This window comes from Neisseria sp. HMSC03D10, assembly GCF_001807625.1.
GTDB lineage: Bacteria > Pseudomonadota > Gammaproteobacteria > Burkholderiales > Neisseriaceae > Neisseria > Neisseria mucosa.
The window spans coordinates 124,111-134,681 of sequence record NZ_KV789517.1; the positions used below are offsets into that span (position 1 = coordinate 124,111).

At 53.1% G+C, this 10,571-nt stretch carries 11 protein-coding genes; 2 read left to right on the plus strand and 9 right to left on the minus strand.

Features of this window, described 5'->3' with window-relative positions; all coding sequences use genetic code 11:
• Nucleotides 1–24 precede the first annotated feature (24 nt).
• From HMPREF3066_RS04230 to HMPREF3066_RS04270, 9 genes are all read right to left on the minus strand, one after another.
• Entirely contained in the window at nucleotides 25–531 is a 507-nt protein-coding gene (locus tag HMPREF3066_RS04230; RefSeq protein WP_003761516.1) for a CvpA family protein, read from the minus strand.
• Entirely contained in the window at nucleotides 524–1,747 is a 1,224-nt protein-coding gene (locus tag HMPREF3066_RS04235; protein WP_070321060.1) for an SPOR domain-containing protein, read from the minus strand. Before HMPREF3066_RS04235 ends, HMPREF3066_RS04230 begins: the two co-directional genes overlap by 8 nt.
• A gap of 12 nt (nucleotides 1,748–1,759) precedes the next feature.
• A complete protein-coding gene (folC, locus tag HMPREF3066_RS04240; RefSeq protein WP_060974643.1) occupies nucleotides 1,760–3,034 on the minus strand; it encodes a bifunctional tetrahydrofolate synthase/dihydrofolate synthase in 1,275 nt (424 codons plus the stop codon).
• A 134-nt stretch (nucleotides 3,035–3,168) separates the two neighbouring features.
• Nucleotides 3,169–3,603, minus strand: a complete 435-nt coding sequence (locus HMPREF3066_RS04245) for a protein YgfX (protein WP_070440595.1) — start codon at nucleotides 3,601–3,603, stop codon at nucleotides 3,169–3,171.
• 4 nt (nucleotides 3,604–3,607) lie between these two features.
• Nucleotides 3,608–3,967: a hypothetical protein gene (locus HMPREF3066_RS04250; RefSeq protein ID WP_039406524.1), complete on the minus strand. Its 360-nt coding sequence runs from the start codon at nucleotides 3,965–3,967 to the stop codon at nucleotides 3,608–3,610.
• Nucleotides 3,968–4,089: 122 nt separating this feature from the next.
• Nucleotides 4,090–4,818, minus strand: a complete 729-nt coding sequence (locus tag HMPREF3066_RS04255; protein ID WP_070440598.1) for an amino acid ABC transporter ATP-binding protein — start codon at nucleotides 4,816–4,818, stop codon at nucleotides 4,090–4,092.
• A gap of 17 nt (nucleotides 4,819–4,835) precedes the next feature.
• Entirely contained in the window at nucleotides 4,836–5,615 is a 780-nt protein-coding gene (gene rsmA, locus HMPREF3066_RS04260) for a 16S rRNA (adenine(1518)-N(6)/adenine(1519)-N(6))-dimethyltransferase RsmA (RefSeq protein ID WP_060974644.1), read from the minus strand.
• A 178-nt stretch (nucleotides 5,616–5,793) separates the two neighbouring features.
• Nucleotides 5,794–6,933, minus strand: coding sequence for an NADH-dependent flavin oxidoreductase (locus HMPREF3066_RS04265; RefSeq protein WP_070440601.1), 1,140 nt, complete (start codon nucleotides 6,931–6,933; stop codon nucleotides 5,794–5,796).
• Between the two features lie 137 nt (nucleotides 6,934–7,070).
• Nucleotides 7,071–8,402, minus strand: coding sequence for a YadA-like family protein (locus tag HMPREF3066_RS04270; protein WP_070440604.1), 1,332 nt, complete (start codon nucleotides 8,400–8,402; stop codon nucleotides 7,071–7,073).
• A 325-nt stretch (nucleotides 8,403–8,727) separates the two neighbouring features.
• Here HMPREF3066_RS04270 and HMPREF3066_RS04275 point away from each other — a divergent pair, with 325 nt between their 5' ends.
• On the plus strand, nucleotides 8,728–9,477 hold the full coding sequence (locus HMPREF3066_RS04275; RefSeq protein WP_070440606.1) for a GNAT family N-acetyltransferase: 750 nt from the start codon (nucleotides 8,728–8,730) through the stop codon (nucleotides 9,475–9,477).
• Between the two features lie 113 nt (nucleotides 9,478–9,590).
• The gene (locus HMPREF3066_RS04280; protein WP_070440609.1) at nucleotides 9,591–10,340 is read left to right on the plus strand and encodes a lysophospholipid acyltransferase family protein; all 750 of its coding nucleotides are present in this window, start codon (nucleotides 9,591–9,593) and stop codon (nucleotides 10,338–10,340) included.
• Nucleotides 10,341–10,571: the final 231 nt, after the last annotated feature.

Genomic DNA, 10,571 nt, shown 5'->3' on the forward strand with positions numbered 1-10,571 from the left:
CGGGGTCGTCTGAAACCGGTAGATTTACGATTCCGCCTTATCTTCCGCCTTGTCCTTCTGACCGGGCAGATAAGGCATGATGACTTCAGACAATGATTGGAAATAAGGAATGCTGTACGAGCTTTGCCAATCTTCCGTTTCCGGCAAATCGGTGTGGGCGCAGACCATGACCGCCAAAGTGACCAGCAACACGCCTTTGGCTGCGCCGAACACGCCGCCCAATACTCTGTTGACGCTGCCCAAGCCCATCGATGACGCTGCATTGGTCAGTATGGTGCGCAAAAACTGCTGTAAAAAACGCGCCAAAAAGAAAATCACGACAAACGAGATAGCAACGCCCAAGGCGCGCGGTTGAATCGATTTGAACGCCACTTCCGAAAACGGCACGGCAAACGTTTTAGCCAACAAAAAGGAAATCACCCACGCAAACAGCGAACCCGCTTCGGCAATGACGCCGCGTATCATCGACATCACGATACACGCCGCAATCACGCCGAAGGCGAGTATGTCGGCTAACGGAATATCATTCATTGGTTACCTGTCCGGCAATGCCGTGTACGCGCAGTTTGTTCAAGTCGCGTTCGGCGTCGTAGGCGTTTTTGTATGCGCCTGATTTGACACGGTAAACCTTGCCTTTATCCGTCATCACTTCGGTAATGGTTGAGTCGATACCTGCTGCTTTCATTTTGCGTTGCAGGCTCAAGGCGCGTTCTTTTTCAGCATAACCAGCCTGAATGGCGGCTTTTTTACCTGATTTGACTTCGGCGGTTTTGGTTTTTGCCTTTTCAGACGACCTTTCGGCAGTAGCGGTTTTCTCTGCCTTGGCCGTCTGCTCAGTTTTGGCTTTGGCAACTTTCGCTTCGGCTTCCCTTACCGCGGAAGCTTTTTTGTTGGCCGTTTCAATTTTTTCGTATTTGGAAGCATCTACCCGAATTCTTTCTTTAGGTTCGGATGCGGATGCTGTGACAGCTTCTTTGGCTTTTTCCGCTGCTGCTTTGTGTTTCGCCGCCGCTTCTTCTTTGGCTTTTAATGCCTTACGTTCGGCAACGGCTTTCTCGGCTTTTTCCAACTGTGCCAGCTTGTTGCGTTCAGCTGCGGCGGCACGTTCCGCCTTATCGGCTTTGGCAGCTTGAAGCGCACGTTTACGCGCCGCGGCATTGGCTTCGCGTTCTGCTGCTTCTTGGGCTTGAAGCTGCTGCGCTTTACGCTGCTCTTCACGGTTACGGCGGCGCTCTTCCGCGCGTCGCTCGGCTGCTTCGCGTTTGGCGGCTTCGGCTTTTTGGATTTTCTCAGACTCTTCCAAACCTTTGATGTCGCTGTCTGACAGCGTATCGTTAATCAGCACCAAAGGCGGGCCTACATCTTCGGGCGCGGCTGGCGGCGCATCAGGTTGCGGCTCGGCTTGCGCAGTTTGCTCCGGCGCGGCAGTTTCCTGCGGTTTGTCCGCTACTTCGGCATCGGCATTTTTAGCCGCTTCTGCCGCTGCTTCCAAATCTTCTTTGGTAGAAGGCTCCAACACGGTCGCATCCGCCAGGTTGGCAGGTTCTGCGTTGGCATTATTCTGTTGGATGGTTGTAGTTTGGGCGTTTTCTTCTTCTGGCTTGTTTTCCGGTCCGGTTGACAGGGCGACGCCCAATAAAACGGTCGATGCCGCCACCAACCCCGATGCCATAACCAAGCGGCGGCGGTTGCGGCGTTTGAGCTGTTCGTAACCGGTCAGAACTTCATTTTGCTTATTGTCAGACATGGAGATTTCCTTTTACAACGCCGCCATCACGTCGGCAACGGTATGAAATGAGCCGAAAACAACGATTCTATCATTTTCGCCCGCCTTAGCCAAAGCTGCGCGGTACGCCTCGCGAACGGAGGTAAAAGTTTGTATATTTTCGATATTTTGTGCTTCCAGTTTCGCCTGCAAGGCTTCCGCCGTCATGCCGCGCGGCACGTCCAAAGGCGCGATATACCACTCGTCAAACTGGTCTTTAACGATTTCCAACACGCCGTCTATGTCTTTATCGGACAGCATGCTGAACACGGCGGTGCGTTTTTGCGCAAACGCCAAATTAATCAGGCTGCGGCGCAGTGCGCGGGCGGCGTGGGGATTGTGTCCGACATCCAAAACGGTCAGCGGGCGGCCGGGCAGGACTTGGAAGCGTCCGGGGTTTTCAACCAGCAGCAAACCGCGCTTGATGGCGCCGATGTCCACCGGCAATTTTTCGTTCAAACATTCCAACACGGTCAGTGCGCAGGCGGCGTTGGAAAGCTGGTATGCGCCGCGCAATGCGGGGAACGGCAGGGAATTGCGGTTGCGCGCGGGGTCGTCTGAATGCTGCGGATGGAAGCGGTAGTTCCATTGGATGTTTTCCAATGAGGAAAAATCGAAATCGCGCTGCACCATCAGCAGTTTCGCGCCTATGGCTTCGGCGTGTGCGACCAACGATTCGGGTGCGGGGTTTTGCCCGCAGATTGCGGGTTTGCCGCTGCGGAACACGCCTGCTTTTTCAAAGCCGACCTGTTCGACCGTATCGCCCAAAAACGCCTGATGGTCCAAATCCACGCTGGTAACCACCGCGCAATCGCAGTCGAACACATTGACCGCGTCCAACCGTCCGCCCAAGCCGACTTCCAATATCATCACATCCACTTGTTCGCGAATGAAGATATCGACCGCCGCCAAGGCATTGAATTCAAAATAGGTCAGCGATATTTCGCCGCGCGCCGCTTCGATGCGCGCGAAAGAAGCGGTGATGAGGTCGTCTGAAACCGGCTCGGCATTGACGGCGATGCGTTCGTTGTAACGCAATAAATGTGGGCTGGTCAGCGTACCGACTTTGAAGCCTGCCTGTTTGTAAATCTGCGTCAGGTAGGCGCAGACCGAACCTTTACCGTTTGTTCCCGCGACAACGACGACGGGGCATTGCGGCTCGAGCTTCATGCGTTTTTTCACTTCACCCGTGCGTTCCAAGCCCATGTCGATTAAGCCGCCGCTGTGGGCGGTTTCCAAATGCGAGAGCCAGTCTTGTAATGTTTTCATGTGTGTTTCGTTTTTCAAAAGGTCGTCTGAAACCGTCGTTTCGGCATAATGGGGACGGCTTCGGCTGCTTGTGTGGACTGTTTTTATATTGGGTTTAATTTGACAAGGACAAGGCGGAAAACCGCTTTACCGAATTAAAGCGGATGCCCGGCATCCTGAGCCTGACACCAGCGCGCCCAAACTTTCAGACGACGGTAAGATTCCTTATCCGCCATATCGGGCGTGACGCATTGCCGTATCGTTTTGCCGTCGGCGTTCCACTGTAAAAACAAAGCGTAAGGGGTCAGCATGGTCGCGCCGTCCAACACTACGCCCTGCCCTTCTCCGTCTCCGCAAAATACGGAAGCGCGCGCATGGCGGTCGATGGCGATTTTCTTTACCGCACCCGCTGTCCGCAAATTCACTACGCGCCAAGCGTGGACAAAACTGCCCGCCAACGCCACCAGCCCGAACCACATCATCCAGCCGTAAAACCATATCAGGCACACGGCCACTGCGGACAAATGCAACCAAACGGACAAGGCTTTTAAAGAACGGGACGGCTTCAAGGTCGTCTGAAAAGCGCGCATCGCCCTACATCATATTGTCAAACACGGGCGTAATGCTCAATTCCGCCTCTTCCATGTCCAAAACCATATCGTGGATTTCGGTATCGAAAAATTCCCAAAACGCCTTCAGGCTCATGTCTTGCGGCCACTTGCTTTTGTCGATGTCCCAGCCTGCGAGTTCTGCCTCGAAAATCTGTTGGTAGCGTTCGTCAAAATAGGCAATCACCTCTTCCGGCTCGTCAAACTGCGGCACGAGGAATACGGAGCAGTTAGCACGGAGTTGCTCGATGGTCAGATCGGGCATATTTTCGTCGGCGGATTTCAGCCATTCCAAAAAGCGGGCGGTCGGCTTAAGCACGACGGCGGTACGGTCAACAAAATACATGGTTTTCCTTTGCTACGGCAAAATGAGAAATGGTTTCTTTGCCGTCTATATCTATCGGTTGCATTCGCCAAAGGTCGTCTGAAAGCCCAAATCTGTCTTTCAGACGACCTTTTGACAAGCTGTTAATGCGTCATCACTTGCTGCAAGAACTGTTTGGCGCGTTCGTGTTTCGGATTGGTAAAAAACTCTTCAGGCGTTTCTTTTTCCAAAATCTGTCCTTTATCCACGAAAATAATGCGGTCTGCCACTTCGCGCGCAAAGCCCATTTCATGTGTAACACACATCATGGTCATGCCGCTTTCCGCCAAATCCTGCATCACTTTCAACACCTCGCCGACCATTTCCGGGTCGAGTGCGGAAGTCGGTTCGTCAAACAGCATCACTCGCGGCTCCATCGCCAGCCCGCGCGCAATCGCCACACGCTGCTGCTGTCCGCCGGAAAGCTGGCTGGGGAATGCATCTTTTTTATGCGCCAAACCCACGCGTTCCAACAGCTCCATCGCCTTTTCCTCAGCCTGTTCGCGGCTTTGTTTTTTCACCTTCATCGGCGACAGGATGATGTTTTCCAATACGGTCAGATGCGGATACAGATTGAAGCCTTGGAACACAAAACCCACTTCCTCACGCACCTTGTTCAAATCCGTTTGCGGATCGGCAACATTGATACCGTCCACCCAAATCTCGCCGCTCTCAATGCTTTCAAGCTGGTTGACGGTACGGATGAGCGTCGATTTGCCGCTGCCCGAAGGTCCGCAAACCACCACCACTTCACCCTGCTTCACTTCCAGATTGACGCCGTTGATGACGTGCAGGTCTTTGAAATGTTTATGTACATTTTTGAATTTAATCATGTTGTTTCCAGATGTTTTCAGACGACCTTACGGACGAGATAATTGCTCAGTTCCACATATTTCTCCGGCGCGATATGTTCGGCACGGTCTTGCGGGCTGATGCCGACTGCCTGTAAATCCTCGTCGCCGGCAAGCTCTTTCAGATTGTTGCGTATGGTTTTGCGGCGTTGGTGGAAGGCGAGTTTCACCAGTTTGGCGAAATGCTCGAAATCGTCTGCCTTGCCGATGCGGTGTTTCACCGGAATCATGCGCACCACTGCCGAATCAACTTTCGGCGCAGGGTCAAACGATTCGGGCGGCACGTCAATCAGCAGCTCCATATCGAAAAAATATTGCAGCATCACGCCCAAGCGGCCGTAGTCGTTGCTTTTCGGCACGGCAACCATGCGCTCGACCACTTCCTTTTGCAGCATAAAGTGCATATCGACGACATCGTCCGCCACTTCCGCCAGCTTGAACAAAAGCGGCGTGGAAATGTTGTACGGCAGGTTGCCGACGATTTTCTTTTTGCCCGCGATGCTGTTGAAATCAAACTGCAATACATCGCCTTCATGAATCACGAGCTTATCCGCAAACGGCAGCGTTTTCAGACGACGTACGATGTCGCGGTCGATTTCGATAACGTGCAGGCAGTTCAGCTTCTTCGCCAAAGGCTCGGTAATCGCCGCCAAACCCGGCCCGATCTCAATCACCACATCATCCGCCTGCGGACGCACTGCGTTGACAATATCGGCAATAATCCGCGTGTCCTGCAAAAAATTCTGCCCGAAGCGTTTCCGGGCCTTATGTTCTTTCATCGCGTCTCTTCAAACTGTCGATCATTATAATAAGCGCGTATTGTAACTGAAAAACATAGCGTTTTGTCGGACAAGAAAGAGGTCGTCTGAAAACGTTTTTCAGACGACCTCTTTAGCTGTAACGGCAATTTCATCCCCTACCCTGCTCGAAAAGCGGGTAGGCGGCTGAATTGTTCAATCAGGCATCCACCGGCTTCCAGTCCGCGCCTTTTACCGGCGGCAGCCACGATTGCGTACCGCTGGCGGAAAATTCCCACAGGATGTCGGGGAAGCCGTAATGGTCGGCGCGCGCCGAGTCGAGTTGTGTTTCGATTTCGGCTTCGCGGCCTTCGCGGATTTGTGTGGCGATGTTCGGATTAATCATGACGGTTTTGCCTAGTGCGATAAATTCCGCCCAGCCGGTTTCAAACGCTGCCAGAATATCGTCGGCGGTAAACAGGTTGCCCACGCCGATAAGGGGCAGTTTGCCGTTGATGCGGTCGTGGATGAACTGCATACGGGTTTGCGCCGTATTGCCGCCCCGTCGGATTTTCTTGTCGAATTCCCACAAGGAAACGTGCAGGTATTGCAGCGGCTTTTGCACTAAGGCGTCAATCAGCGTGCCGGTTTCGGTCATGGTCAGCCCGTCCTCGCCTGCTTCTTCAGGCGAGAAACGGTAGCCGATGATGAAGTCGTTGCGTTGGTGTTTGTCGCGGACGGCGACAACGGCATCGACGACGGCGAGCGGAAAGCGCATTCTGTTTTCCAAGCTGCCACCCCATTGATCGCTGCGGCGGTTGCTTTGGGCGGAGTAAAACTGTTGGATTAAATAGCCGTTCGCGCCGTGGATTTCCACGCCGTCAAAGCCTGCGCGAATCGCCAAATCGGCAGCTTGGGCGAAGGAGGCGATGAGTTCTTCCACTTCTGCGGCACTCGCTTCACGCGCACCTTCTTCCTCGCTGGCGGACGCGCTGATTTTATCGCGGCGGTTGAGTTCCGCCATCGCTTTAGAGCCGCCGTGATGGATTTGCAAAATCGCTTTCGCGCCTTGTTTTTGAATGATTTGGGCGGTTTCTTTCAGGCTGTCGAGGCAGTGTTCGCCCGTAGCTTCAGGCTGTCCTCGAAAGGCCTTGCCGCCGTCTTGAACCAAAGTGGCGGCGGAGATAAAGAGACCTATATCACCTGCGCGGTTGCCGAGAAACGTGCGCTCTTGGTCGCTGATTAAACCGTCGGCGTGCGAACCGAAATGGGTCATGGGCGCAACAGCAAGGCGGTTTTTGACGGTTACGCCGTTGTTCAGCGTGAAGGGTTGGAAAAGCGGGGCGTATTTGGGATTCATTTTGTTCTGTCGAAAATTAATAACATCGACAGAATTGGGACAAATAGGGAATTATCAAGAACGAGGTCGTCTGAAAACACGGTTTTGAAGAAACGGAATGTTTTCAGACGACCTTTCGGCGATACGCCTAACAACGATTACCAGAGGTAGGTTACGCTGGCGCCGCCGCCCGCACCGCCTTTCGCCGCACCGACTGCCGAGCCTTTAACCAGCCATTTGCCGCTGGCGGATACTTTGGAAATACCTACGGCGTAACCGCTTTTACCGCGCCAGATACCGCTTGCGACGGAAACCGCGCCTTGTCCCGGCTGATATGCCTGTCCGAGGCTGCCAACCGCGATTGCAGCGGCGGAGCCTGAATCGGCGCGCTCCTCAAGTTTGTCCATACGGACTTTGGCTTCGTTGCGCAAAGCGGCGATTTGTGTCTGATGATTGCTCTCGGCTGCGGCAAGGCTGCTTTGGGTTTGGCGGGCAAGGCTTTTCACTTGGGCAACGTTGACCGCATCCGTATCCTCCTTACCCGCAGCAACATTAGTAATCTGGCGGCTGTTTTGTTCGCTGCCGACAGATACCGCGCCCAAAGTCGATACCCATGCCTTACCCGTTTCCGTACTTGCCGCGCTGGTGGCAAAGTCATGGCCTGCAACGCCTGCTGCAGTATCGGCAACGCTGTCCGTACCGATTGCCACGGAGTTTTGCTGACGCGCTTCCGCTTTGTAGCCCAAAGCAGCAGATTTTTCCTCAAATGCGGCAGCACCTGCGCCCAAAGCCGTTCCGCCCGATTTCCGTACCCGTGCGCGCGTGCCTGCGGCAAGACCGTTGAGCGCGGTGGACGAAGATTCCACGCCCAATGCCACGCTGTTGGTTTCTTCGGCAACCGCGCGCGTACCGACTGCAACCGCTTGATAACCGTTTGCCTCGGCAGCAGATGCCAGCGCAACCGCCTGCGTACCGTTGGCTTTTGCCCTATCCCCGACAGCAGTGGAACTGAGTGCATTGGCTTCGCTGCCGCGTCCAAACGCAACCGCATCAATATCGCCAGCCTTCGCGCTTTCGCCGACCGCGATAGAACGCAAACCCGTTGCCTGCGACATCAAACCGACCGCCACCGACTGCCCACCGGAAGCCTTCGATGCGCCGCCGACGGCAATATCGTTGGTTCCTTTTGCGTTCGCCCTGAAACCGACGGCAACCGTCCGCAATGCTTCCGCCTTAGCCTCGCTGCCAAATACCGACGCGCTCAAACCCGAAGCATTTGAATCATAGCCGGCAGCAACAGACTTATAACCCGCCGCAGCCGCTTTGTCGCCCAACGCGGTCGCATTCTCCCCCGCCTTCGATTCTTTGCCCAATGCGACAGAACCGTTTTTGTGCATCGTCCCTGTCGCAATACCTTCCGCAACACAAACATTTGCAAAAACAAGGGACAACACCAAACACAGCGGTTTGACGGATAAGTTTAGTTTCATCTTTTCATTCTCCATTTTTGAATTTTTAACAATACCAACTAATCCTAAATAACTATATTTAACTATTTAGAATTAGTTATATTGTATAGTATTATTACAATATTATTAATTATATATAATTAATAATTGATTTAAATCAGTGGTCAGTTATGCTGCTTTTGCCATACTGGTTAATCTTATGAAATCACGCCAAGGTGTTTTCAGACGACCTTTTACCAACACTTTCCGTCTAACAACCGGCAAATGAAAGCATCCAAAGGGGTAGAAATATAAATCCTCTGCCATATCCGCTATAATCAACTCTTTTCATCCGACAGGAAGTCAAATGTCCTCCAGCCGTTTCAACCAAACCGGCCCCAAAATCGGTCTGAGCGTGCGCCTTGCGGAAACGCAGGCGGAAATTGAAGCAGCACAACGCCTGCGTTATCAGGTATTTGCCCAAGAGCTGGGTGCAGAAATCGAAAGCGACGACGGTCGCGATGTCGATCCTTACGACGAATATTGCCACCACCTTTTGGCTTTTGACGACGCAACCGGAGAAGTCATCGGCTGCTACCGCCTGATTACCGAAGAAACCGCCAAAAAAGTCGGTGGCTGGTATAGCGAACACGAATTTGACTTGTCCCCTTTGAAAGACATCTTGCCGCAAACCGTCGAACTCGGACGCGCCTGCACCCATCCCGACTACCGCAACGGCGGATTGGTCATGCTTTTGTGGTCGGGTTTGGTCAAATTCATGAAAGACGAAAACCTGCGCTTCATGATAGGCTGCGGCAGCATCGATATGCACGACGGCGGCAGCGATGCGGCGGGTCTGTATCATGCCCTGAAATCCAAATACCTCGCGCCTGAAAAATGGTGCGTCAAGCCGCTCAATCCGCTCAAGTGGGACGAAATTACCCCGTCGGACAAACCGGACGTCCCGCCGCTGATTAAAGGCTACCTCAATGCGGGCGCATGGTTCTGCGGCGAGCCTTGCGTCGATGAAGCGTTCAACTGTGCCGACGTGCTCATCATGATGGACATCACCCGCCTGGCAGACCGTTACCTCCAACGTTTCGCCCCTAAACCATAAAACTAAAAGGTCGTCTGAAAACCTTTTCAGACGACCTCAACTATTGTGAAATCAGCAAATAACCGATTTTTAGCGGTTTCACCCTATACCAAGATTGCACACACCACAACCTTATGATTGCCAAACTACGTTTTACCTTTCGCCTGCTCTGCATCGGTATCTGCCTGCTTTACGGTATGGCGGAAATGTTCTTCCTGTTCCCCTTTTACAGCAAACGGCGCAAACTGCGCGCCATCCAGATTTGGTCGCTGCGCGTCCTCGCTTCATGCGGCATGAAGCTGGAAACTTTCGGCACGCTGCCTCAGGAAGGGCAGGCGCAGTTGTTAATCAGCAACCATATCTCTTGGTTGGACATCATGGCAGTCAACGGCGCATTTCCGGGTCGGTTTGTGGCGAAAGACGATGTCGCCAAATGGCCGGTAGTCGGCTATCTCGCCACGCAGGCGCAGACCGTTTACGTTTCACGCAATAAGGGCACCAAAGGCAATACCGCTAAAATTGCCACCGTAACGGAAGCCCTTAAAAACGGCGATACCGTAACCATTTTCCCGGAAGGGACGAGTACGGAAGGTTATGAAATCCTCCCGTTCAAGCCCAGCTTTTTCCAAACCGCCTACGATGCAGGCGTTCCCATTATCCCCATGCTCTGCCGCTACCCCAATCCCGACGGCACCAGTCGGAACCTTCAGGCGGCTTATGTGGGCGATACCAGCCTGTGGCAATCCATCTGCATGATCATCAGCCAGCCTTCCAGCAAGGTGGAGCTGCATTTTCTGGAGCCGGTTCCCGCCAAAGAAGACCGCTACGAAACGGCGCTGGAAATACACGGCATTTTGAGCCGAGAATTGAAAGAATTGGGCTAAAGAGTCAAAAAAATGAAAGGTCGTCTGAAAAAACCGGTTTCCTGTTTTTTCAGACGACCTTTTTTACAATCATGTTTTAATTGCACACCCATTCAAGAATGATGCCGCCTTATAGCGTGGACTTTGCCCATGAAGATGATGAATAAAAAAAGGCTGCTGAAACTTTCTCTATTATCCGCGGGCAAAGCCCGCGCTACGAGTTTTATAGTGGATTAAATTTAAATCAGGACA

Bases quoted from the DNA above. Each gene is read 5' to 3' on its own strand.
- HMPREF3066_RS04230 (WP_003761516.1), bottom strand. From the start codon at position 531: ATGAATGATATTCCGTTAGCCGACATACTCGCCTTCGGCGTGATTGCG.
- HMPREF3066_RS04235 (WP_070321060.1), bottom strand. From the start codon at position 1,747: ATGTCTGACAATAAGCAAAATGAAGTTCTGACCGGTTACGAACAGCTC.
- folC (WP_060974643.1), bottom strand. From the start codon at position 3,034: ATGAAAACATTACAAGACTGGCTCTCGCATTTGGAAACCGCCCACAGC.
- HMPREF3066_RS04245 (WP_070440595.1), bottom strand. From the start codon at position 3,603: ATGCGCGCTTTTCAGACGACCTTGAAGCCGTCCCGTTCTTTAAAAGCC.
- HMPREF3066_RS04250 (WP_039406524.1), bottom strand. From the start codon at position 3,967: ATGTATTTTGTTGACCGTACCGCCGTCGTGCTTAAGCCGACCGCCCGC.
- HMPREF3066_RS04255 (WP_070440598.1), bottom strand. From the start codon at position 4,818: ATGATTAAATTCAAAAATGTACATAAACATTTCAAAGACCTGCACGTC.
- rsmA (WP_060974644.1), bottom strand. From the start codon at position 5,615: ATGAAAGAACATAAGGCCCGGAAACGCTTCGGGCAGAATTTTTTGCAG.
- HMPREF3066_RS04265 (WP_070440601.1), bottom strand. From the start codon at position 6,933: ATGAATCCCAAATACGCCCCGCTTTTCCAACCCTTCACGCTGAACAAC.
- HMPREF3066_RS04270 (WP_070440604.1), bottom strand. From the start codon at position 8,402: ATGAAACTAAACTTATCCGTCAAACCGCTGTGTTTGGTGTTGTCCCTT.
- HMPREF3066_RS04275 (WP_070440606.1), top strand. From the start codon at position 8,728: ATGTCCTCCAGCCGTTTCAACCAAACCGGCCCCAAAATCGGTCTGAGC.
- HMPREF3066_RS04280 (WP_070440609.1), top strand. From the start codon at position 9,591: ATGATTGCCAAACTACGTTTTACCTTTCGCCTGCTCTGCATCGGTATC.